The 22,384-nt window shown below is 70.7% G+C and carries 22 protein-coding genes and 1 other RNA gene; 16 read left to right on the forward strand and 7 right to left on the reverse strand.

Annotated elements, in window-relative coordinates:
- Positions 1-23 precede the first annotated feature (23 nt).
- Positions 24-356, reverse strand: a transfer-messenger RNA (tmRNA) gene (ssrA, locus tag WFI16_RS03825).
- 16 nt (positions 357-372) lie between these two features.
- Positions 373-1,452 carry a glycerol dehydrogenase gene (locus tag WFI16_RS03830; RefSeq protein ID WP_419896462.1) on the reverse strand — a complete coding sequence of 360 codons (1,080 nt, stop codon included), beginning with the start codon at positions 1,450-1,452 and terminating at the stop codon, positions 373-375.
- A 196-nt stretch (positions 1,453-1,648) separates the two neighbouring features.
- Between WFI16_RS03830 and thyX the strand changes: the two genes are divergently transcribed.
- From thyX to WFI16_RS03845, 3 genes are all read left to right on the forward strand, one after another.
- Positions 1,649-2,587, forward strand: a complete 939-nt coding sequence (gene thyX / locus WFI16_RS03835; RefSeq protein WP_419896463.1) for an FAD-dependent thymidylate synthase — start codon at positions 1,649-1,651, stop codon at positions 2,585-2,587.
- Positions 2,588-2,728: 141 nt separating this feature from the next.
- Complete coding sequence (locus WFI16_RS03840) at positions 2,729-2,935, forward strand: hypothetical protein (protein WP_419896464.1); 207 nt, start codon at positions 2,729-2,731, stop codon at positions 2,933-2,935.
- Between the two features lie 3 nt (positions 2,936-2,938).
- Positions 2,939-3,169, forward strand: coding sequence for a hypothetical protein (locus WFI16_RS03845; protein ID WP_419896465.1), 231 nt, complete (start codon positions 2,939-2,941; stop codon positions 3,167-3,169).
- Positions 3,170-3,235: 66 nt separating this feature from the next.
- On the opposite strand, the gene WFI16_RS03850 is transcribed toward WFI16_RS03845, so the two are convergent.
- Entirely contained in the window at positions 3,236-3,841 is a 606-nt protein-coding gene (locus WFI16_RS03850; RefSeq protein WP_419896466.1) for a hypothetical protein, read from the reverse strand.
- Between the two features lie 96 nt (positions 3,842-3,937).
- Positions 3,938-5,107, reverse strand: a complete 1,170-nt coding sequence (locus tag WFI16_RS03855) for an Mrp/NBP35 family ATP-binding protein (protein ID WP_419896467.1) — start codon at positions 5,105-5,107, stop codon at positions 3,938-3,940.
- A 330-nt stretch (positions 5,108-5,437) separates the two neighbouring features.
- Between WFI16_RS03855 and hflK the strand changes: the two genes are divergently transcribed.
- The 4 genes from hflK to WFI16_RS03875 all read left to right on the forward strand — a co-directional run bounded on the left by hflK (position 5,438) and on the right by WFI16_RS03875 (position 9,611).
- A complete protein-coding gene (gene hflK, locus WFI16_RS03860) occupies positions 5,438-6,511 on the forward strand; it encodes an FtsH protease activity modulator HflK (RefSeq protein ID WP_419896468.1) in 1,074 nt (357 codons plus the stop codon).
- Positions 6,508-7,581: a protease modulator HflC gene (gene hflC / locus WFI16_RS03865; protein ID WP_419896469.1), complete on the forward strand. Its 1,074-nt coding sequence runs from the start codon at positions 6,508-6,510 to the stop codon at positions 7,579-7,581. Before hflK ends, hflC begins: the two co-directional genes overlap by 4 nt.
- Positions 7,582-7,627: 46 nt before the next feature.
- Complete coding sequence (locus WFI16_RS03870; protein WP_419896470.1) at positions 7,628-7,819, forward strand: DUF2065 domain-containing protein; 192 nt, start codon at positions 7,628-7,630, stop codon at positions 7,817-7,819.
- Between the two features lie 208 nt (positions 7,820-8,027).
- Positions 8,028-9,611, forward strand: coding sequence for a DegQ family serine endoprotease (locus WFI16_RS03875; protein ID WP_419896471.1), 1,584 nt, complete (start codon positions 8,028-8,030; stop codon positions 9,609-9,611).
- Between the two features lie 65 nt (positions 9,612-9,676).
- Here WFI16_RS03875 and serB read toward each other — a convergent pair whose 3' ends face one another.
- Positions 9,677-10,567, reverse strand: a complete 891-nt coding sequence (gene serB / locus WFI16_RS03880) for a phosphoserine phosphatase SerB (RefSeq protein ID WP_419896472.1) — start codon at positions 10,565-10,567, stop codon at positions 9,677-9,679.
- A 26-nt stretch (positions 10,568-10,593) separates the two neighbouring features.
- Here serB and miaA point away from each other — a divergent pair, with 26 nt between their 5' ends.
- The 8 genes from miaA to WFI16_RS03920 all read left to right on the forward strand — a co-directional run bounded on the left by miaA (position 10,594) and on the right by WFI16_RS03920 (position 19,895).
- Positions 10,594-11,589, forward strand: coding sequence for a tRNA (adenosine(37)-N6)-dimethylallyltransferase MiaA (gene miaA / locus WFI16_RS03885; RefSeq protein WP_419896473.1), 996 nt, complete (start codon positions 10,594-10,596; stop codon positions 11,587-11,589).
- Positions 11,590-11,678: 89 nt separating this feature from the next.
- Complete coding sequence (locus WFI16_RS03890) at positions 11,679-13,475, forward strand: acetolactate synthase 3 large subunit (RefSeq protein ID WP_419896474.1); 1,797 nt, start codon at positions 11,679-11,681, stop codon at positions 13,473-13,475.
- Positions 13,476-13,533: 58 nt separating this feature from the next.
- Positions 13,534-14,058: an acetolactate synthase small subunit gene (ilvN, locus tag WFI16_RS03895; RefSeq protein WP_419896475.1), complete on the forward strand. Its 525-nt coding sequence runs from the start codon at positions 13,534-13,536 to the stop codon at positions 14,056-14,058.
- Positions 14,059-14,129: 71 nt separating this feature from the next.
- Positions 14,130-15,146, forward strand: coding sequence for a ketol-acid reductoisomerase (gene ilvC, locus WFI16_RS03900; RefSeq protein ID WP_419896476.1), 1,017 nt, complete (start codon positions 14,130-14,132; stop codon positions 15,144-15,146).
- An 82-nt stretch (positions 15,147-15,228) separates the two neighbouring features.
- A complete protein-coding gene (locus WFI16_RS03905) occupies positions 15,229-15,546 on the forward strand; it encodes a VOC family protein (protein ID WP_419896477.1) in 318 nt (105 codons plus the stop codon).
- Positions 15,547-15,678: 132 nt separating this feature from the next.
- Positions 15,679-16,842 (forward strand): zinc-binding metallopeptidase family protein, encoded by a 1,164-nt coding sequence (locus WFI16_RS03910; protein WP_419896478.1) that lies wholly within the window; start codon positions 15,679-15,681, stop codon positions 16,840-16,842.
- Between the two features lie 45 nt (positions 16,843-16,887).
- On the forward strand, positions 16,888-17,817 hold the full coding sequence (puuE, locus tag WFI16_RS03915; protein WP_419896479.1) for an allantoinase PuuE: 930 nt from the start codon (positions 16,888-16,890) through the stop codon (positions 17,815-17,817).
- 497 nt (positions 17,818-18,314) lie between these two features.
- The gene (locus WFI16_RS03920; protein WP_419896480.1) at positions 18,315-19,895 is read left to right on the forward strand and encodes a 2-isopropylmalate synthase; all 1,581 of its coding nucleotides are present in this window, start codon (positions 18,315-18,317) and stop codon (positions 19,893-19,895) included.
- 52 nt (positions 19,896-19,947) lie between these two features.
- On the opposite strand, the gene WFI16_RS03925 is transcribed toward WFI16_RS03920, so the two are convergent.
- Both WFI16_RS03925 and WFI16_RS03930 read right to left on the reverse strand, forming a co-directional pair.
- Positions 19,948-20,919, reverse strand: coding sequence for an arginase (locus tag WFI16_RS03925; RefSeq protein WP_419896481.1), 972 nt, complete (start codon positions 20,917-20,919; stop codon positions 19,948-19,950).
- A 117-nt stretch (positions 20,920-21,036) separates the two neighbouring features.
- Positions 21,037-21,468, reverse strand: coding sequence for an Lrp/AsnC family transcriptional regulator (locus WFI16_RS03930; RefSeq protein ID WP_419896482.1), 432 nt, complete (start codon positions 21,466-21,468; stop codon positions 21,037-21,039).
- Between the two features lie 87 nt (positions 21,469-21,555).
- On the opposite strand from WFI16_RS03930, the gene WFI16_RS03935 reads away from it, so the two are divergent.
- Positions 21,556-22,338: an enoyl-CoA hydratase-related protein gene (locus WFI16_RS03935; protein ID WP_419896483.1), complete on the forward strand. Its 783-nt coding sequence runs from the start codon at positions 21,556-21,558 to the stop codon at positions 22,336-22,338.
- Positions 22,339-22,384: the final 46 nt, after the last annotated feature.

Raw genomic sequence — 22,384 nt, forward strand, 5'->3', positions numbered from 1 at the left:
AACCGGACCAGATGGCTGGGCAAAGTGGGGGGATTCTGTTGCCCGGTTCCCCCCGGACCGCGCTTACCTATTGTTAGGCAGCGAGCGCCACGGTCTCGCGACCGTTATCGTTGGCACTTGTGATATAGCCCGATGACGGCGGTACAATGCCGGGCAAAAGACATGGCTTTACCACGCGCGTCGAGCCTGTTTCGTCCCCGCAAGCGCCGCCCCACGATCCGGGGTCGGTAGATGCTGGTGGAGACGCCGGGCACTGCCCCCGGGTCCGCAACGCTTATTCCACATGCCGTTTATCGCCATAGTCATCCGAGGATGACACCGCAGATATAGGCCGGCTCCCGGCGGAAATCCAGGGGCCGGCAGGCCAGCTTGCTACAAGGCGCGGCCGATCGCGTCGCCGGCCTTCAGCGCCGCGACCACCGCGGCCGGGCTGACCGGGTAGGGGGCGTTGTGGATGGTCTCGCCCTCGGCGCAGGCGGCGGTGGCGACCTCCAGCAGCTCGGCATCGGTCACCGCGGCCAGGCCGATGCCGGCCAGCGTGGTGGGCAGGCCGACCGCGGCGCAGAAGCCATAGACCTCCTCCACCAGCGCCGGCGGGCGGCCGCCCAGGATGGTCAGCGCCTGGGTGCCGATGGCGACCTTCTCGCCATGCCAGAAGCCATGCGTGCCGTGCAGCCGGGTCAGCCCGTTATGGATGGCATGCGCGGCCGAGAGCCCGCCGCTCTCGAAGCCCAGGCCGGAGAGCAGGGTATTGGCCTCGATGATGCGCTCCAGCGCCGGGGTGACGACCTGGCGCTCGCAGGCCCTGAGCGCCTGCTCGCCATATTCGAGCAGGGTGTCGTAGCAGAGCCGGGCCAGGGCATGGGCCGTGGCGCCGCCGGGGCGGCCGGTCATGTTGCCGGCGCCCTTGACCCGGGCATCCTCGGCCTCGAACCAGGTGGAGAGCGCGTCGCCCATGCCAGCCACCAGGAAGCGGGCCGGGGCGGCGGCGATCAGCGCGCTGTCGACCAGCACCACCTGGGGGTTCTGCGGCAGGAAGAGATAGCGCTGGAAGGCGCCCTCCGGCGTGTAGATGACCGAGAGCGCGCTGCAGGGCGCATCGGTCGAGGCCAGCGTCGGCACGATGATGACCGGGACCCGCAGCGCATGGGCCAGCGCCTTGGCGGTGTCGAGCGCCTTGCCGCCGCCGATGCCGATGATCAGGTCGCTGCCCTTGGCCTCGGCGATCGCCTGCAGGCGGGCGATCTCCGGGTCGCAGCATTCGCCGCCGAAGGTCTCTCGGGCGATGGCCAGGGTGGTGATGGCCTCCAGCCGGGGGGAGACGAGGGAGGCGATGGCGCGATCGATCAAGGCGAGGGGGGCCTTGCCGAGGCGGGCGGCCTCCTCGCCCAGCAGGTCGAGGGCGCCGGCGCCCTGGACGTAGCGGCCCGGGAAGATCGAGGTGGTGATCATGTTCTTGGCCCTTCGCTGAATGACGATTCCTTCATGCGCCCCCCGGCGGGGCGCCGGCCTTGAGACAGATCATGCCCTGGGGAAATTCGGGATCACGGCGGTGCGAGGTGCGCTGCTGGGCTGCGTCGGAGGGCATCGACCGAGGGGGGTTCACCCGCTAAACCCGTCGCCGCATGCAGACTGAGGGCGAGCACCGATGGCATTGACCGACGCGCAGAGGCTGGAACTGGCAGAGGCGCAGTCGGCCCGTGCCGAGACCCGCCGGCCGACCGTGCCGGCGCTGGAGAAGATGCTGTTCGAGGCGCTGCCGGTGCTCGACCACGGCTTCGTCCGGGTGATCGACTACATGGGTGACGACGCGGCGGTGGTGCAGGCCGCCCGTGTCTCCTATGGCCGCGGCACCCGCGCCGCCAACGAGGACCGCGGCCTGATCCGCTACCTGATGCGGCACTGGCACTCGACGCCGTTCGAGATGTGCGAGGTCAAGTTCCACGTCAAGCTGCCGATCTTCGTGGCGCGGCAGTGGATCCGGCACCGCACCGCCAACGTCAACGAATACTCGGCGCGCTACTCGATCATGGACCGGGAATTCTACATCCCGGCGCCGGAGCAGCTGGCGGCGCAGTCGGCCAGCAACCGGCAGGGCCGCGGCGCGGTGCTGCAGGGCGCCGAGGCGGCCGAGGTGCTGGACCTGCTGCGGCGCGACGCCAGCCAGACCTATGACCACTACGCGCAGATGCTGAACGAGGGCGAGGACGGCCAGCCGGCCGATCCGTCGCGCCAGGGGCTGGCGCGCGAGCTGGCGCGGATGAACCTGACGCTGAACACCTACACCCAGTGGTACTGGAAGACCGACCTGCACAACCTGCTGCATTTCCTGCGGCTGCGGGCGGATGCGCATGCGCAGTACGAGATCCGCGTCTATGCCGAGGCGATGATGCAGGTGCTGGAGGCCTGGGTGCCGACGGTGGCCGAGGCCTTCCGCGACTACCGCCTGGGCGCGGTGACGCTGTCGGCGCAGATGCTGGAGGTGACCCGGCGCATCCTGGCCGGCGAGGCGGTGGAGCAGACCGGCAGCGGGCTGTCCAAGCGCGAATGGCGCGAGCTGATGGAGATGCTCGGCCGCCCGGTCTGAGCGCCGAGGTTCCGAGCCGCCCCGCCGATGGCCACGCCACCCGCCGCGCGCCCGAAGCCGCCTGCCGCCCGGCCCGCCGCCGGACGGGGCGGGGCGGGGCGTCCCGGCGGCAGGGTGGCCCGGCGCAGCCTGCGGCAATTCTTGCGCGACTTCCCCTGGCGGCGGTGGCTGGCCGTCCTCATCTGCGTGGCGGTGCTGCTGGTGGGCGTGCCGCTGGCGGTGGCGCTGGTGGGCGACCTGGGCGCGCTGCTGCTGCTGGTGGGGGTAGGCGGTTTCGCGCTCGGCCGCGCCACGGCGCCGCGGCCGCGGCCGCTGCCGGCCGCGCCGCGCAAGAAGGGGAAGGGGTGAGCCATGTTGTGGCTGCTGCTGATCGTGCTGCTGGTCTTCGGCTTTCCGATGATGCTGCTGTTGGCGGCGCTGTCGGTCAGCCTGTGGCTGGTGGGTGCCGTGCTGGGCCTGGTCTGGGCGGTGCTGACCTTCCTGCTGCATGACGCCGCCGTGGCCCTGCTGGTCGTGGCCGCGTTGTATCTCGGCTACCGCATGGGCCAGAAGCGCCAAGCCGAGCAGCGCCGCCTGTCCTGATTTTCTGTCTGACAGAAAAAGATGATGGGGGTCTGGGGGAAGAATTCATTCTTCCCCCAGCCTTGCTTATTGGGCGCCCCGTATCCGGCTGAGATCGAACCGCTTCATCAGCTCCGTCAGCACATTGGCATCCGCCAGCCCTTCGCCTTCCAGCTTGATCAGCGTGCTGCCGCTGACCAGGGTGATGGCCCCTGACTTCTGCTCGGTGTCGAAGCGCAGCAGGGCGGTCTCGCCGCCGATGCGGATGCGGCGGTCGCCCGGCTGCATCATCATCGGGTTGGTCACCATCGCCGCCATGCCCTGGACCATTGGCGAATCGGCCATGATCTGCGCGGTGATCTGGGAATCGACCTCGCCGACCGTCCGCGTGTAGCGGCACTCGACCATGACGCCGCCGCCCATCATCTGGGCGGCCAGCGCCGCGCCGGCGCTGTCGGTCTCCGCCTCCTCCAGGGTCCAGCCTTCGGGGGCGGCGGGGAAGAAGGCCTGGAAGGCCGCGCGGCGGCGCAGGTCGACCTCGCGCAGCGCATAGACCAGCTCGTTCGAGGCGCCCTTCAGGTCGCCGGCGGCATAGAGCTGGCGGGCGCGGTCGATAGCGTCGGTGGTGTCGTCGGCGCGGGCCGGAAGGGTGGCGAGCAGCAGCATCGCGGGCAGCAGCAGGCGGCGCATCATGGCGGGGCGTTTTCTCCGGGGTGGCGGGCGGCCGCAGGCTGGCCGCGCCGCCCGCCCCGGGGAAGGGCCGGAACCGTCACGCTTGCGAGACGGCGATCACTCCACGACGAAGCGCGGGGCGGGGGCCGGGCGGCGGTGGCCCAGCTTCTCGCGCAGCCGCGCCGCGATCTGGCGGTAGGTGGCGGCCTCGTGGCTGTCGGGGCGGGCGCCGACGACCGGGGTGCCGGCGTCGGAGAGCTCGCGGATCTCCAGCTTCAGCGGCAGCTCGCCCAGGAATTCCACGCCCATCCGCTCGGCCTCGGCGCGCGCCCCGCCATGGCCGAAGGGCTCGCTGCGATGGCCGCATTGCGGGCAGCAGAAGAAGGACATGTTTTCCACCAGCCCCAGCACGGGGACCTGCACCTTCTCGAACATGCGGATGCCGCGGCGGGCGTCGATCAGCGCCACGTCCTGCGGCGTCGAGACGATGACGGCGCCGGCCAGCGGCACGCGCTGGCTCATGGTCAGCTGGGCGTCGCCGGTGCCGGGCGGCATGTCGACCACCAGCACGTCGAGCTTCCCCCAGTCGACCTGGCCCAGCATCTGCTCCAGCGCGCCCATCACCATCGGGCCGCGCCAGATCATCGGCGTCTCCTGTTCCACCAGGAAGCCGATCGACATGGCCTTCAGCCCCCAGGCCTCGATCGGCTGGATGCGGCCTTCCGACGAGCGGGGGCGGGCGCTGGTGCCGAGCATCTGCGGCAGCGAGGGGCCGTAGATGTCGGCGTCCAGCAGGCCGACCGCCAGGCCCGAGGCGGCCAGGGCGACGGCCAGGTTCACCGCCGTGGTCGACTTGCCGACGCCGCCCTTGCCGGAGGCGACCGCCAGCACCGCGCCGACATCGGGCAGCAGCATCTGGCCCTGGCCGGGGGTGGGGCGGGTGGCCCGTGCCGTGCCCGGGGCCGGGCCGGCGGCCGGGCCATGGCTGTGCCCGGGGCCATGGGAATGTTGTCCTTGCGCTGGCCCCGTCTGGATGTCGCGATGGGCGGTCAGCACGCAGGTGGCGGAGAGCACGCCGGGCACCGCGCCGGCCGCCTTTTCCGCCGCGGCGCGCAGCGGCTCGAGGGCGCGGGCGCGCTCGCGCGGCACCTGCAGCGCGAACTGAACCAGGCCGTCACGGGCGGAAAGCCCCTGCAGCATGCCGTTGGAGACCACGTCCAGGCCCGTCTCGGGGTCGCGCACCCCCGCCAGGGCCTGGCGCACGGCAGCGGCCAGAGTGTCGGACATCGCTTGAAAACCCCCTTCAGCCGGACAATATCGGCCCCGCCCCCGCTGATTACGCTTTGCTCATGCATTGCGTCCGGCCTGGACAGGGCGACATATGGTCCGGCCCTGTTCGCCCATGCACGTCCCGTGCGCAAGCGCCCTTGGCCGGAAGCACGAGAGAGACGGGAGCGCACCGAGACGATGCCGTGGAATACGAATGGCGGATCCGGCCAAGGAGGCAGCCCATGGGGCAATCCACGCCCCGGCGGGCCTTGGGGCCAGCCGCCTCAGGGGGGTGGCGGTGGCCGCGGACCCGGCGGCGGTTCGGGCGGTCCTGACCTCGACGAGGCGATGCGCCGCGCCCAGGAGGCGTGGCGGCAATACGGGCCCGGCGGCGGCAGCGGCCGCTGGATCGGGCTGGGCCTGGCCGCGCTCCTGGTCGCCTGGGCCGCCAGCGGCATCTATCGCGTGCAGCCGGACGAGCAGGGCGTGGTGATGCGCTTCGGCGCCTTCAACCGCACCGAGCCCTCGGGCCTGCGCTACCGGCTGCCCTGGCCGGTGGAGAGCGTGACCACGCCGCGCGTCACCCGCATCAACCGCATCGACATCGGCTTCCGCGCGGCGAACGACACGCCGCTGACCCGGCCCGTCTCCGCCCGCGACGTGCTGGAGGAGAGCCTGATGCTGACCGGTGACGAGAACATCATCGACATCGACTTCGCGGTGTTCTGGCAGATCCGCGACGCCGGCGAATACCTGTTCAACACCCGCAACCCGGACCAGACGGTCAAGTCGGCGGCCGAGAGCGTGATGCGCGAGGTGGTCGGCCAGACGCCGATCCAGCCGGCGCTGACCGAGGCGCGCGCCGATATCGAGCAGCGGGTGCGCACCGGCGTGCAGTTCATCCTGGACCAGTACAAGTCCGGCATCGAGCTGACCCAGGTGCAGCTGCTGAAGGTCGATCCGCCCTCCGAGGTGATCGACACCTTCCGCGACGTGCAGCGCGCCAATGCCGATCGCGAGCGGCTGCGCAACGAGGCCGAGGCCTACCGCAACGACATCATCCCGCGCGCCCGCGGCGAGGGCCAGCGGATGATCCAGGAGGCCGAGGGCTTCAAGGAAAGCCAGATCGCCCGCGCCCGCGGCGAGGCGTCGCGCTTCACCAGCGTGCTCTCCGCCTACCAGGTGGCGAAGGACGTCACCGTGCGCCGGCTCTACCTGGAGACCATGGAAGAGATCCTGCGCCACAACCCGAAGCTGGTGATCGACGACCGGCTGCAGGGGGTGGTGCCCTATCTGCCGCTGGACGGCGCCCGTCCGGCCGCGCCGGCCGCCGCGGCCCGTCCGCCGGTGCCGCCGCAGCAGCTGACGCCGCAGCCGGCTGCCCCGGCGCCACGCCCGGTGCCGCAGGGAGGCGCCCGATGAACCGCCTGATGCTGCTGGGGGGCGCTGCCGTCATCGCGCTGGCCGCCGCCGCCTCCTCGCTGTTCACCGTCTACCAGACCGAGCAGGTGCTGGTGACCCGCTTCGGCCAGCCGGTGCGGGTGATCAACGACCCCGGCCTGCACGTGAAGATCCCCTTCGTCGACACGGTGATCAGCTTCGATCGCCGGCTGCTCGACTTTGACGCCGGCGGCGAGGAGGTCATCCTCGGCGACCAGCGCCGGCTGATCATGGACAGCTTCACCCGCTTCCGCATCACCGACCCGCTGCTGTTCTTCCAGACGGTCGGCGCGCAGGAGGCGGGGATCCGCGCCCGGCTGTCCTCGATCGTGGTCTCGTCGCTGCGCCGCGTGCTGGGCAATGAAAGCCTGCTGGCGGTGCTGTCCTCGGACCGCGCCCGGATCATGACCGAGATCCGCCGCCAGGTGAACGACGAGGCGCTGCGCTTCGGCGTGGCCGTGGAGGATGTCCGCATCCGCCGCGCCGACCTGCCGGAGGAGAACACCCAGGCGATCCTGTCGCGGATGCAGTCGGAGCGCGAGCGCGTGGCCCGCGAGGCGCGCGCCGAGGGCGCCGAGGTCGCCGCCCGGGTGCGTGCCGGCGCCGACCGCGAGCGCACGGTCATCCTGGCCGAAAGCCAGGCCCAGGCCGACACGCTGCGCGGCCAGGGCGAGCAGGAGGCGATCCGCCTCTTCGCCGACGCCTTCCAGCGGGATCCGGAGTTCTACAGCTTCTACCGCTCGATGCAGGCCTATCGTCAGGCCTTCTCGGAAGGCGAGACGCGGCTGGTGCTGACGCCGGATTCGGAATTCTTCCGGTATTTCCGGCAGAGCCAGCCGGGCACCCCGCTGCCGGGCCTGACGGTGACGCCGGCCCTGCCGGGCGGCGCCCCCGCGACGGCGCCGGCCGGGACGCCGGCGGCGGCCGTGCCGGCGCCGGCACCGGTGCGGCCGGTCACCCCGGCGCCCGAGCCGCCGGCCGCCGCGCCGACCCCTGCGCCTGGCCCTGCGCCGAGTTCGGCGCCGGCCGCCGCGCCGGCCCCGGTCAACTGACGGCAGAGGCCCGGGCGGGACATCCCCGCCCGGGCCGCTTTCCCGCATGACCCTGTTGCAGCTTCTCGCCGGTGCCTGCGCCTTCCTGGCGTTGGAGGGCCTGCTCTACGCCGCCTTCCCGGTGGCGATGCGGCGGATGCTGGCCTCGACCCTCGCCTTGCCGCCCGAGCGGCTGCGGCTGGTCGGCCTGGTCGTCGCCGCCTTCGGCATCGGCGTGGCCACCCTGCTAACCCGCTGATCCCCCCGGCAGGCCGCCGGCGGGCCGCCGCCACATGGCGCTGCCGTCATGAAAGGTCACGAAAGCTGCAGGGAGGCTTTTTGACACAGGTTTTCCCGCGCCCGGCCCGGCTGCTCCCCTTCCTGTCATGCCGGCGCGGCCTTATGTCGGAACCACCGCCGTGCGGCTCCCCGCCCGGATCCTGTTCGCTGCAAGCGAGGTTTGCCCGATGCGTCTCGCCACCCTCCTACTGAGCGCCACCGTGCTGACGGCGCCGCTCGCCCTTTCCGGGGCGGCTCTGGCGCAGTCCTCCCCGGCCGCGCCGCCGGCCGCGACCCCGGCGCAGCCGCCGACCCCGGCGCCGAACGCGGCGCCCGCCCCGGTCGCGGCGACGCCGGAAAGCTTCGCGCCGCTGGCCCGCCGGCTGCTGCCCTCGGTGGTCAATATCCAGACCAGCCAGACGCTGCAGGCGCGCGGCGGCCGGCCGGATGCGCCGGAAATGCCGCAGGCCCCGCCGGGCAGCCCCTTCGAGGAGCTGTTCCGCGACTTCTTCGAGCGCAACCGGCCGCCCGGCGGCGGCAATGCCCGCCCCGGCCAGCCGCCGCGCCGGGCGCAGAGCCAGGGCTCGGGCTTCATCATCGACGCCTCCGGCATCATCGTGACGAACAACCACGTCATCGACGGCGCCGACGAGATCAACGTGGTGCTGCAGGACAACACCACGCTGCGGGCCGAGCTGGTGGGCGTCGATCCGCGCACCGACCTGGCCGTGCTGCGGGTGAAGTCGGAGAAGCCGCTGCCGGTGGTGCCCTTCGGCGATTCCGACCATGCCGAGGTCGGCGACTGGGTGCTGGCGATCGGCAATCCGCTCGGCTTCGGCGGCTCGGTCACCTCGGGCATCGTCTCGGCGCGCGGCCGCAACATCAATGCCGGCCCCTATGACGACTTCATCCAGACCGATGCCGCCATCAACCGCGGCAATTCCGGCGGCCCGCTGTTCAATGTCCGCGGCGAGGTGATCGGCATCAACACCGCCATCGTCTCGCCCTCCGGCGGCTCGATCGGCATCGGCTTCGCCATCCCGTCGAACCTGGCGAAGAACGTGGTGGCGCAGCTGCGCGACGGCGGCCGGGTGCGGCGCGGCTGGGTCGGCGTCAACATCCAGCAGGTCACCGACGAGATCGCCGAGAGCCTGGGCCTGCAGGGCGGCACCCGCGGCGCGCTGGTCGCCCGCGCCCAGGAGGACGGGCCGGCGGCCAAGGCCGGCATCCAGAACGGCGACGTCATCCTGCGCTTCAACAACCAGGATGTGCGGGAGATGCGCAACCTGCCGCGCATCGTCGCCGAGACCGCGGTCGGCACCAAGGCGCCGGTCACCGTCTGGCGCGGCGGCCGCGAGCACCAGCTCGAGATCACGGTGGCCGAGCTGCCGAACGAGCCGCAGCAGGCCTCCGCCCCGGCCGCCACGCCCTCGCGCCCCGGCGCGGTGGTGGAGCTCTCGGGCCTCGGTCTGAAGGTCGCAGCCATCTCGGCCGAGACCAAGGAGCGCTTCAGCCTGCGCGACGATGCCCGCGGCGTGGTGGTGACCGAGGTGACGCCGGGCAGCAATGCGGCCGAGCGCGGCATCGCCGCCGGCGACATGATCGTCGAGGTGCAGCAGAACCGCGTCACCAACCCGCAGGAAGTGCAGGAGCAGCTGACGCGGCTGCGCCGGCAGAACCGCCCGAGCGCGCTGATGCTGATCGAGAACGGCCAGGGCCAGCGCTTCGTGCCGCTGCGCATCACGCCGGAGCGCGGCAACAGCCCGGGCTGACCGGCCTGCGATCGCCAGGAACAGGGAAGGGGGCCTCGCGGCCCCCTTTTTCGTGGGTCGCGGCTTTACGAGACGAATTCGGCCGCGCGATACCCCTGGGCGAAGAGAAGAGCCCGAAGGTCGTTATGATCCACCCGCACCCGCGCGGCGGCCGCCACGATCGGCTTGGCGTGATAGGCGACGCCGAGGCCGGCCGCGCCGATCATCGCCAGGTCGTTGGCGCCATCGCCCACCGCGACCGCCGCCGAGAGCGGCAGGCCGAGCTCGGCGCAGAGCCGCTTCAGCGTGGTCAGCTTGGCGTCGCGGTCAAAGACCGGCTCGGTGACGGTGCCGAGCAGCACCGTGCCGTCGTCCTCCAGCACATTGGCGTGGTGGCTGCTGAAGCCGAGCTTCTCCGCGACCCGGCCGGTGAACCAGGTGAAGCCGCCGCTGGCCAGGGCGCAATGCGCGCCATTCGCCCGCATGGTGCGGACCAGCTCGGCCGCGCCCGGCATCGGATGGGTCTGCGCCCAGGTGGCCTCCAGCGCCTCCAGGGAAAGGCCCTTCAGCATGGCCACCCGCTCGCGCAGCGCCGTGGAGAAATCGATCTCGCCATTCATGCTGCGCCGGGTGATGGCGGCGACCTGCTCGCCGAAGCCGGCATAGGCGGCCAGCTCGTCCAGCGTCTCGCTGGTGACGATGGTGCTGTCCATGTCGGCGATCAGCAGCCGCTTGCGGCGGCCTTCCACCGCCTGCGCCACCGTGTCGACGGCGGCGCCGTCGAGCGCCGCGCGGGCGGCGGCCTCGGCCTGCTCGGCGGCCAGGCCCTCGAAGGGCAGGTCGACGGCGCTGTCCTCGGCCAGCCAGTCGGCCGGGCCCAGCGAGGCGCCAAGGGCGGTCAGCGCGTCGCGGACGCGGGTGACGGGGGACGCCGGCAGTTCGCCTGCGGGCGCGATCAGGGTGAGGACATGCTGCATGCGGGGCGGAAGATGCCCGCGGCCGCATGACGGATCAACCTTTCGCCCTGTTCGTCGCCGGCCCCACCGCCAGCGGCAAGTCGGCCCTCGCTTTGGGCCTGGCCGAGCGCCTCGGCGGCGTGGTGATCAACACCGACAGCATGCAGGTCTATGCCGGGCTGGCAGTGCTGACGGCGCAGCCCTCGGCCGCCGAGCAGGCCGCCATCCCGCACCGTCTCTATGGCGAGCGCGACCCGGGACAGCCGGCCAGCGCCGCCTGGTGGCGCGGCCGGGCGCTGGAAGAGATGGTGGCAGCGAAGGCGGCCGGGAAGCTGCCGATCCTTTGCGGCGGGACGGGGATGTATTTCCGCATCCTCGCCGAGGGCCTGGCCGAGGTGCCGCCGATCCCGCCCGAGGCCCGGGCTGAGGCGCGCGGGCTGCTGGCCGAAGAGGGCCCGGCGGCGCTGCATGCCCGGCTGGCCGCCGTGGACCCGGAAACGGCCGCGCGGCTGCGCCCCTCCGACAGCCAGCGCCTGGCCCGCGCCTACGAGGTCTGGCGGGGCACCGGGAAGGGCCTGTCGGCCTGGCAGGCGGAATCGGGCGGCGCCCCGGCGCCCTGGCGGTTTGCCGCGATCCGGCTGGACCCGCCGCGCGACGCCCTGCGGGAGGCGATCGCGCAGCGCTGGGCGGCGATGATCGAGGCGGGCGCGGTGGCCGAGGTCGAGGCGCTGCGGGCGAGGGGGCTCGACCCCGCTTTGCCGGCGATGCGCGCGCATGGCGTGCCGGAGCTCTTGGCCATGCTGGCGGGCACCATCGACCTGGCCGAGGCGGGACGCCGCGCCTGCCTGGTCACCGGCCAGTACACCAAGCGGCAGGCGACCTGGTTCCGGCATCAGACCCTGGTCCCCGGCGATGATGCCCCCCGCCAGACGCATACGATCCATGCGCGGGTGCGTGATCTGGAGCAATTTTCAGAAAGTCAGAGGCAGGAAATTTTCGCTTTTGTTTGTTCGCGCGTTGACGCGGCGGGTGAGCGCGCGTAGATCGGGGGCCGGAACCGCCGGGTGCGGACAGGCATGGCAGCATGCCGCCGCTCCGCCCGGCCAGCACAAACAGGAAGCCAGGCATCATCATGTCCTCCGCCACCCTTCCCGCCGCATCCGACACCCAGTCCCTGACGGGTGCCGAGATCGTCCTGCGCGCGCTGAAGGAGCAGGGCGTCGAGGTTATCTTCGGCTATCCGGGCGGCGCCGTCCTTCCCATCTACGACGCCATCTTCAACCAGAACGCCATCCGCCACATCCTGGTCCGCCACGAGCAGGCGGCGGTGCATGCGGCCGAGGGCTATGCCCGCTCGACCGGCAAGGTGGGCTGCGTGCTGGTGACCTCCGGCCCCGGCGCTACCAATGCGGTGACCGGGCTGGTCGACGCGCTGCTGGACAGCATCCCGCTGGTCTGCCTGACCGGCCAGGTGCCGACCCATCTGATCGGCAACGACGCCTTCCAGGAGGCCGACACCACCGGCATCACCCGGCCCGCCACCAAGCACAACTACCTGGTCAAGCAGATCGACAAGCTGGCCGAGACGGTGCACGAGGCCTTCTACGTGGCGCGCTCCGGCCGCCCGGGCCCGGTGGTGATCGACCTGCCGAAGGACATCCTGATCGGGAAGGGCAGCTACAAGCCGGCGCCCGAGACCGTGCACCGCTCCTACCGCCCGCAGGTCGAGCCGGAGGCGGCGCAGATCGCCAAGGCCGTCGCCCTGCTGAAGGGCGCCAAGCGCCCGGTGGTCTATGCCGGCGGCGGCGTGATCAATGCGGGCCCCGAGGCCTCGGCGCTGCTGACCAGGTTCACCCGCATGGCCGGGCTGCCGATCACCAACACGCTGATGGGGCTGGGCTGCTACCCGGCGAGCGACCCGCAGTTCCTGGGCATGCTGGGCATGCACGGCACCTACGAGGCGAATCTCGCCATGCACGGGTGCGACGTGATGTTCAACATCGGTGCCCGCTTCGACGACCGGGTGACCGGGCGGCTGAACGCCTTCGCGCCGAACTCGCTGAAGATCCACGCCGATATCGACCCCTCCTCGATCAACAAGAACGTCAAGGTCGAGGTGCCGATCGTCGGTGACGCCGCTGCCATCCTGCGCGCGCTGATCGCCGCCTGGGAGGCTGACCGCGCCGAGCAGGACCGCGCCGCGCTGGCCGCCTGGTGGCGCCAGATCGACGAATGGCGCGGCCAGAAGTGCCTGGCCTATGTCCAGGAAGGCAGCATCATCAAGCCGCAGCACGCGGTGAAGCGGCTCTACGAGCTGACCCAGGCCTCCGGCAAGGAGACCTTCATCTCCACCGAGGTCGGCCAGCACCAGATGTGGGCGGCGCAGTATTTCGGCTTTGAGAAGCCGAACCGCTGGATGACCTCGGGCGGGCTCGGCACCATGGGCTATGGCCTGCCGGCGGCGATGGGCGTGCAGGTCGCGCATCCGGACGCGCTGTGCATCGACATCGCCGGCGAGGCCTCGATCCTGATGAACATCCAGGAGATGGCGACGCTGGCCCAGTACCGCCTGCCGGTGAAGGTGTTCATCCTGAACAACCAGTACATGGGCATGGTGCGGCAGTGGCAGGAGCTGCTGCATGGCGGCCGCTATTCCGAGAGCTACTCGGCGGCGCTGCCCGATTTCGTCAAGCTGGCCGAGAGCTTCCACGGCGTCGGCCTGCGCGCCGAGAAGGCCGACGACCTCGACCGGGTGATCCGCGAGATGATCGCCATCGACCGCCCGGTGATCGTCGATGTCGCGGTCGACGAGAAGGAGAACGTCTTCCCGATGATCCCGTCGGGGGCGGCGCATAACGAGATGCTGCTGGCCTCCAACCAGATCTCCGGCGGACGCGGCGTGACCGATGAGGGGACGGCGCTGGTCTGACGGCCGCGCCAACCGCCTCGCCTTCCGCCACGCCCACGCGCTTTCCGCAGGACTTCCCATGCCCGACGCTTCCGACATGACGCAGCGCGCCGCGACCATCGCGGTGCTGGTGGAGAACGAGGCCGGCGTCCTCGCCCGCGTCATCGGCCTGTTCTCCGGCCGCGGCTACAACATCGACAGCCTGACCGTGGCCCCGGTCGACGCCGAGGGGCGCCTGTCGCGCATCACCGTCGTCACCTCGGGCACCGAGATGGTGATCGAGCAGATCAAGGCGCAGCTCGACCGGCTGGTGCCCGTCCACAAGGTCGCCGACCTGACCCTGGAAGGCCCGCACCTGAACCGCGAGCTGGCGCTGATCAAGGTGGTGGGCAGCGGCTCCGCCCGGCAGGAGGCGCTGCGCCTGGCCGATGCCTTCCGCGCCCGCGTGGTCGATGCCACCACCGAGAGCTTCGTCTTCGAGATGACCGGCAGCGGCGAGAAGCTGGATGCCTTCATCAACCTGATGCGCCCGATCGGCCTGGCCGAGGTTTCCCGCACCGGTGCCGTGGCGATCGCCCGCGGCACCTCGAGCCTGACCGCCTGACCTGACGGGAGGGGCCCTAGCGCCCCTTCCGCCGCGTGATTGTCCAACCCAACCGGGGGAGTGCGCCAGAGATGCGCGTCTATTACGACCGTGATGCCGATGTGGGCCTGATCAAGGGCAAGAAGGTCGCCGTCATCGGCTTCGGCAGCCAGGGCCACGCCCATGCGATGAACATGCGCGATTCCGGCGTGGCCGAGGTCGTCATCGGCCTGCGCCCGGGCGCCTCGCAGAAGAAGGCCGAGGCCGCCGGCTTCAAGGTGCTCTCCCCGGCCGAGGCCGCGAAGTGGGCCGATCTGGTCATGGTGCTGACCCCGGATGAGGGCCAGGGCGACCTGTATCGCGACCACCTGCACGCCAACATGAAGGAAGGCGCTGCTCTGGCCTTCGCGCATGGCCTGAACGTGCACTTCAACCTGATCGAGCCGCGCGCCGACATCGACGTGTTCATGATCGCGCCGAAGGGCCCCGGCCACACGGTGCGCGGCGAGTACCAGAAGGGCGGCGGCGTGCCCTGCCTGGTGGCCGTCCACCAGAACCCCTCGGGCAATGCGCTGGAGATCGCGCTCTCCTACGCCTCCGCCGTCGGCGGCGGCCGCTCGGGCATCATCGAGACGACCTTCAAGGAAGAGTGCGAGACCGACCTGTTCGGCGAGCAGGTCGTGCTCTGCGGCGGTCTGGTCGAGCTGATCAAGGCCGGCTTCGAGACGCTGGTCGAGGCGGGCTATGCCCCCGAGATGGCCTATTTCGAGTGCCTGCACGAGGTGAAGCTGATCGTCGACCTCATCTATGAGGGCGGCATCGCCAACATGAACTACTCGATCTCGAACACCGCCGAGTATGGCGAGTACGTGACGGGTCCGCGCATCATCACCGCCGAGACCAAGGCCGAGATGAAGCGCGTCCTGAATGACATCCAGTCGGGCAAGTTCACCCGCGACTGGATGCTGGAGAACAAGGTCAACCAGGCCTCGTTCAAGGCGACCCGCCGCCGCCTGGCTGAGCACCCGATCGAGGAAGTCGGCACCAAGCTGCGCGGCATGATGCCCTGGATCACCAAGGGCGCGCTGGTCGACAAGACCAAGAACTGATTTTCTTTCAGAACAGAAAGAAGATGGGGGTCCGGGGGAATTCATTCCCCCGGCCTTTTTTTATACGGTGGGGAGAAGCGCGATGCAGCTGGGCTACACCATCCTCTATGTTGCCGACGTGGAGGCGACGCTGTCCTTCTACGAGCGCGCCTTCGGCCTGACGCGGCGCTTCCTGCATGAGAGCGGCCTGTATGGCGAGCTCGACACCGGCGCCACCACGCTCGCCTTCGCCGGCGAGGCGATGGCCGCCCTGAACGGCGCCGAGATCCGCCCCAACCGTGCCGCCGAGCCCGCCGCGGGTTTCGAGGTGGCCTTCGTCACCGCGGACCCCGCCGCCGCTTATGCGACGGCCCTGGCTGCCGGCGCCACCGGCGTCACGCCGCCGTCGCAGAAGCCCTAGGGCCAGGTGGTCGGCCATGTCCGCGACCTGAATGGCTGCCTGGTCGAGCTCTGCTCGCCCATCCCGCGCTGAGGCCTGCAACTGCCGGCCCCGCAGCCCGTTCCAGCAGGGCTCGAGCATAGCGGGGAAGTCATGCGGCTGTTCGGTTGCGAGGTCTGCGGCCAGCTTTTGTATTTCGAGAACACGCAATGCGTGCGCTGCGGCGCCACGCTGGGCTACCTGCCGGCGCGAAACCGGCTGACCGCGCTCGATCCCGACGAGGCCGGGGAGGGGATGCCGGGGACCCCCACGCCGGAGGGTGCCCTGGCGCAATCCGTCGGTGCCGCGACCGAGGCCGAGGATGCCGCCGACGCCCCGGAGCCGGACACGCTGTGGCGCCCGCGCGCCGCGCCGGAGGCGCTGCACCGCTTCTGCGACAATGCCCGGCACAAGGCCTGCAACTGGCTGGTACCCGCCGAGTCGGCGGCGCGCTTCTGCGAGGCCTGCCGGCACAACCGCACCATTCCCGACCTGTCCGATCCCGGGAACCTGGCGCATTGGCAGAAGATCGAGGCGGCCAAGCGCCGCGCCTTCTACAGCTTCCTGCGGCTCGGCCTGCCGCTGGTGGACCGCGTCGAGGATCCGGAGAACGGCCTGGCCTTCGACTTCCTGGCCGATGCGCCGGATGGCAGCGAGAAGGTCATGACCGGCCATGACAACGGGCTGATCACCCTGGCCCTGGCCGAGGCGGACGATGCCGAGCGCACCCGCCGCCGCACCGCGATGGGCGAGCCCTACCGCACGCTGCTCGGCCATTTCCGCCATGAATCCGGCCATTACTTCTGGGATCGGCTGGTGCGCGACGGCGGCCGGCTGGAGGAATGCCGCGCCGTCTTCGGCGACGACAGCCAGGATTATGGCGCCGCCCTGCAGCGCCATTACGAGCAGGGCCCGCCGGCGGACTGGCAGGAGAATTTCGTCAGCACCTATGCCACTGCCCACCCCTGGGAAGACTTCGCCGAGACCTGGGCGCATTACCTGCACATCGTCGACACGCTGGAGATGGCGCGCGCCTTCGGCATCGGCATCGACCCGGCGGTGGACCGCCGCGACGAGCTGACCGCCGAGGTCGATTTCGACCCCTACCGCGCCACCCGCATCGAGCCGGTGATGGAGGCCTGGGTGCCGCTGACCGCCGCGGTGAACAGCCTGAACCGCTGCATGGGCACGCCCGACCTCTACCCCTTCGTCCTCTCGCCGGCGGTGGTGGCGAAGCTGGCCTTCATCCAGTCGCTGGTGCACCCGCCGAAGGCGTGACGCGCCGATTGACCCGGAGGGCGGGGGCGCGGCAGGCTCATGGCCATGAGCAAGCTCGCCCCCGACAGCGGCTATCCGCGTGACTTCCTGGGCTATGGCCCGACGCCCCCGAACCCGCGCTGGCCGGGCGGGGCGAAGCTGGCCCTGTCCTTCGTGCTGAACTACGAGGAGGGCGGCGAGAACACCGTCCTCAACGGCGATGCCGGCAGCGAGATCTTTCTCAATGAGACCCCCGGGGGGAACCCTGTCCTGGGGATGCGCGACATCGGCAAGGAGAGCCAGTTCGACTATGGCGCCCGCGCCGGCGTCTGGCGCGTGCTGCGCCTCTTCGCCGAGCGGAACATGAAGCTGACCGTCTATGGCGTCGGCCGCGCCCTCGAGCTCAATCCCACTGCCGCCCGCGCCTTCGTCGAGGCCGGGCATGAGGTGGCCAGCCATGGCTGGCGCTGGATCAACTACCAGCATGTCGACGAGGCCACCGAGCGCACCCATATCGCCGAGACGGTGGCCACCATCGACCGCCTGACCGGCCGCCCGCCGGTCGGCTGGTACACCGGCCGCATCAGCGAGCAGACCCGCCGCCTAGTCGCCGAGCATGGCGGTTTCCTCTACGACAGCGACGCCTATGACGACGATCTGCCCTACTACGTGCCGGTGAACGGCAAGCCGATGCTGGTGATCCCCTATACGCTCGACAACAACGACATGAAGTTCGCGGTGCCGCCCGGCTTCACCAGCAATGACGGCTTCGAGCAGCACCTGACCGATGCCTTCGATTTCCTGATGAAGGAGGGCGAGACGGCGCCGAAGATGATGAGCGTCGGCCTGCATTGCCGCCTGGTCGGCCGCCCCGCCCGTGCCGCGGCCCTGGCGCGGTTCATGGACCATGTCGCCAGGCGCGACGACGTCTGGGTGGCGACGCGGGAAGAGATCGCGAAGCATTGGTGGAAGGTGCATCCGCCGCAGCAAGGCTAGGCGGAGGAAGGTTGGGGGAATGAATTCCCCCAAACCCCCATCTTTTTTCTGTTCATCGGCCATGGGCAGACCAGCGCCGATCGACACGCTTCGCGAATGTTTCCGGGCGGGGCGCATTTTCATAATTTAATCACTCGGTCACCGGTCGCGCTGTTGCAGGGCTTTCACGACCCTCGTCACCACCGGCCGGCGGCAGCCTGACAGAAAAAAAAAGGGGTCCAGGGGAATTCCTTCCCCTGGCCTGCCCAGACCCCCTTGCTTCACGCAGCGCAACACGCCTAACGTCCTTCCTATGAACGCCCCCGCGCGCATCACTGGCCTGCAGAACGGCTCCGCCGCTGCCAGCCTGCGCGCGCTTTCTGGCCTCCTTCTCCTTCGACTTAGCCGCCCCTGGGCGTGACGCCCGGCTGACCAGGCCGGCATCGCTCAGGGGGAACCCCTGGCGCCGCGCGCGCCTGTGACGGAAACGGTAGAGTCAGAACGAAGGAACGCCCCTCATGGCCATCAATCACCCCAGCTTCGGCACCATCGACGACAAGCGCGTCATCGTCTTCGACACCACGCTGCGCGATGGCGAGCAGTCGCCCGGCTTCTCCATGAACCTGGAGGAGAAGCTGCGCATGGCCGAGGCCCTGGCCGAGCTGGGCATCGACGTCATGGAGGCCGGCTTCCCGATCGCCAGCCAGGGCGATTTCGACAGCGTGCTGTCCATCGCCCAGCGCTTCGCCAAGGACGGTCCGGTGGTCTGCGGCCTGTCGCGCTCGGCGCCCGGCGACATCCTGCGCGCGGTCGAGGCGGTGAAGCCCGCCGCCCGCCAGCGCATCCACACCTTCCTGTCCACCTCCGACCTGCACATGCGCGTCAAGCTGCGCATGAGCCGCGAGGAAGTGCTGGAGGCGATCCAGAAGTCGGTCTCGCTGGCCCGCAATCACGTCGCCGATGTCGAGTGGTCGGCCGAGGATGGCAGCCGCACCGACCCGGAATTCCTGTGCCGCTGCGTCGAGACCGCGATCAAGGCGGGGGCGACCACGATCAATGTGCCCGACACCGTGGGCTATGCCGTGCCGGCCGATCTGGCGCGCATCTTCGCCATGCTGCGCGAGCGGGTGCCGGGCGCCGATGGCGTGATCTTCTCGACCCACAACCATGACGACCTGGGCCTGGCGGTGGCCAATACCCTGGCCGCGCTGGATGCCGGCGCCCGCCAGGTGGAAGCTACCATCAACGGCATCGGCGAGCGCGCCGGCAATGCCAGCCTGGAGGAGGTGGCGATGGCGCTGCGCACCCGCGCCGACGTCATGCCGTATTCCACCAACATCGTCACCACGAACATCCTGAAGACCAGCCGCCTGCTGGCCACCATCACCGGCTTCGACGTGCAGCCGAACAAGGCGATCGTCGGCCGCAATGCCTTCGCCCATGAGTCCGGCATCCACCAGGACGGCGTGCTGAAGGACAAGACCACCTACGAGATCATGACGCCGGAATCGGTGGGCTGGGCGACCAACTCGCTGGTGCTGGGCAAGCATTCCGGCCGCGCCGCCTTCCGCGACAAGCTGGCGACGCTGGGCTACAGCCTGGGCGACAACCAGCTGAACGACGCCTTCCGCCGCTTCAAGGACCTGGCCGACCGCAAGAAGACCGTCTTCGACGAGGACATCACTGCCCTGGTCGATGACGAGGTGGTGCGCGCCCAGGACCGCATGAAGCTGCTGGCGCTGACGGTCGCCACCGGCATGGGCACCCGCCCGACCGCCTCGCTGGCGGTCGAGATCGACGGCGAGAAGGTCGAGGCGGTGGCCGGCGGCGACGGCGCCGTGGATGCCACCTTCAACGCCCTGCAGCAGGTGGTGCCGCACAGCGCGGTGCTGAAGCTCTATGCCGTGCAGTCGGTCACCGGCGGCACCGATGCCCAGGCCCGCGTGACGGTGCGCCTGGAGGAGGGCGGCAAGCTGGTCGATGGCCAGGGCGCCGACACCGACACCATCATCGCCTCGGCCCGCGCCTATGTGCATGCGCTGAACAAGCTGCTGGCCAAGCGCGCCCGCACCGCGCCGCCCGAGATCATGCGGGCGTAGTTCTGCCAGTCGGGGCCGCCCTCGGTAGGGCGGCCCCGGCCGGATCGCGGCCTCAGGCCGCCTGGCGCAGCCAGTCCATGCTGGTGCCGAACAGGTAGCGCATCAGCCCGACCGTCAGCCGCGCCGTGCGGTGCTGCTGGTCCAGCGCCGGATTGACCTCGACGATGTCGAGGCTGAGCATCCGGCCGCTGGCAGACACCATCGACAGCGCCTCCGCCGCCTCGGAAGGCTCCAGCCCGCCGGCCACCGGCGTGCCCGTGCCCGGTGCATGCGCCGGGTCGACCACGTCGATGTCGAAGCTGACATGCAGCAGCCCGTCCTCGGCCGCGACGCGGTCCAGGAAGCCGGCCAGCGCCGCCATCCCGTCCCGCCGCATCGCCGTGACCGACACCGCCTGCACGCCGCGGGACGCCATCAGGGCGGCCTCCTCCGCGTCCAGGTCGCGCGCGCCCAGCACCATGACGCGGCTCGGCTCGACCAGGGCCGGGGCGTCCTCGCCCCAGACGGCGCCGAGGCCGGGCTCGCCGCAGAGCGCGGCCAGGCTCATCCCGTGCACATTGCCGGTGCCGCTGGTCGCCGGCGTGTTGAAGTCGCCATGCGCGTCCATCCACAGCACGAAGAGCGGACGGCTGAGCCGCGCCGCATGGTCGGCCGCCGCCGCCACCGAGCCCATCGGCAGGCTGTGGTCGCCGCCCAGCAGCACGGGCATGCCGCCCTCGGCCAGGATCGCCACCGCCTGGGCGCGCACCGCCTGCACCCAGCCGGCGATCACCGGCAGGGAATGCGCGGCGTGCCCCCTGTCGGCGCCGGCCACGGCCAGCACCTCGGCGGGGGTCACGTCGCCGCGGTCCACGGCGCCCTGGCCCAGGGCGGCCAGCAGGCCGGCGCCGCGCAGCGCCAGCGGGCCGCCGGCCGCGCCCCGGCGGCTCGCCCCCAGATCCATGGTCGCGCCGAAGCTCATCGGCTGCGCCGGGGAAACCTGCCAGGCAGGGATACGAACAGTGTTCACCATATCGTCCTCCATCCAGCCCGTTTCCGGGGGAGCGGGAATATGATGGACGAGGTGTTCAGCTTACAGCCAGAATTTTGCGCAAACGGGCCGGTCGATCGCGCAAAGTGATGTGTCACATTGCGCGAATCGTCAGCCCTTGCGGCGGGCGAGCAGGAGATTGCTCTCGCTGTTCGCCACCCCCTCGATCTGGCGGATCTCGCGCAGCGCCGCGTCGAAGGCCTCCAGGCTGGCCACCTCCAGCTCCAGCACCAGGTCCCAGCGGCCATTGGTGGCATGGATGGCGGTCACCGAGGGCAGGCCCTGCAGCCGGCGGGTGATGCGGTCGGTCGAATTGCCGTCGATCTCGACCATGGTGATGGCGCGGATCGGCGCGATCTCCGCCTCTGGCCGCAGCACCACGGTGAAGCCCTGGATCACCCCACGCTCCAGCAGCTTGTCGATGCGCGCCTTCACGGTGGCGCGCGACAGGTCCAGCGCCGCCGCCAGGCTGGTCAGCGGCTGGCGGGCATCGGCGCGCAGCAGGGCGAGCAGCGCGCGGTCGGTCTCATCGAGGACGGTCATGCCCTGCCAGGATAGCGGCCGCCCGCGGCTTGGCGGAAGCCCGGGCCCGCCATAGGCTCCCGCCCGATCAAGGGAGACCGACGAAGAATGACCCTGCTGCTCGAAGCCGTCGATGCCCGCGGCGTCGCCACCCTGACGCTGAACCGCCCGGACCGGCACAACGCCTTCGACGATGCGCTGATCGCCGCGCTGAACGACAGCCTGGCTCGGCTGGCGGCCGATCCGAAGGTGCGCGTCGTGGTGCTGGCCAGCACGGGGGGCAGCTTCTCCGCCGGCGCCGATCTCGGCTGGATGAAGCGCATGGCCAGCCAGAGCCAGGCGGAGAACGAGGCCGATGCCGCGCTGATGGCGGCGATGCTGCATGCCCTCGACCGCCTGCCGAAGCCGACCATCGCGCTGGTGCAGGGCAGCGCCTATGGCGGCGGCGTCGGGCTGGTCGCCTGCTGCGACATCGCCATCGGCACGCCGGCGGCGCGCTTCTGCCTGAGCGAGGTCAAGCTCGGCCTGACGCCGGCGACCATCAGCCCCTATGTCATCGCCGCGATCGGCCCGCGCCAGGCCCGCCGCCTGTTCATGACGGCGGAGGTCTTCTCCGCCGAGACCGCGCAGTCGATCGGCCTGCTGCACCAGGTGGTGCCCGAGGCGGAGCTCGCCGCGACTGGCGAGGGGGTGGTGGCCAGCCTGCTGCGCAATGCTCCTGGCGCGGTGGCGGCGGCCAAGGAGCTGGTCTTCCTGGCCGAGGGCCGCCCGGTGGATGCGCCGCTGTCGGCCGAGACCAGCCGTCGCATCGCCGAGCGTCGGGCATCGGAAGAGGGCAGGGAGGGAATTGCCGCCTTCCTGGAAAAGAGGAAGGCCCCCTGGTTCGTCTGAAGGTCGCGCCGGCGATGGGCTGTTTTAAGGGCCGTCTTCACCTGGA

Source organism: Roseomonas sp. USHLN139 (genome assembly GCF_037145735.1).
In the GTDB taxonomy this organism is placed as follows: Bacteria; Pseudomonadota; Alphaproteobacteria; order Acetobacterales; family Acetobacteraceae; genus Pseudoroseomonas.